The organism is Novacetimonas hansenii JCM 7643 (genome assembly GCF_000964405.1).
GTDB lineage: Bacteria > Pseudomonadota > Alphaproteobacteria > Acetobacterales > Acetobacteraceae > Novacetimonas > Novacetimonas hansenii.
Genome location: NZ_BANE01000382.1, coordinates 1 through 323, shown reverse-complemented (window position 1 = coordinate 323; position 323 = coordinate 1). Strand labels below are relative to the sequence as shown.

Genomic DNA, 323 nt, shown 5'->3' with positions numbered 1-323 from the left:
GCGCGACTGGGCTCATGGGTCATAGCAAAAACAAATTGGTATTACTCCCCGTTCCGGCTGCGGGGCCGGGTCCAGATGAGAGAGTAGCCCTCGCCGTCCTCGTCGGTGAACAGGTTTGCGAAGATCGGGGCGGCGAAGGAGGGATCATCCAGCTTCAGGCTCAGATAGGTGCGGCCTTCGCTGGAGCGGCGGGTCCAGGCCGCACCGAGTTCAATCCTGCCCAGATAGACGCGGTAGTTGGGGGCGTTGTCGTTGGGACGGTTGGTTTCGGCCACCAGCCGGACGTTGCGGGCCTGCAGGGCCAGGGTGACGATTTCGCCTTC

The 323-nt window shown here is 63.2% G+C and carries 1 protein-coding gene; it reads right to left on the bottom strand.

Going from position 1 to position 323, the window contains the following annotated elements; all coding sequences use genetic code 11:
- Positions 1 to 41: 41 nt before the first annotated feature.
- The coding region (locus B7G66_RS16715; RefSeq protein ID WP_048859434.1) for a DUF736 domain-containing protein at positions 42 to 323 on the bottom strand (282 nt) is incomplete at its 5' end.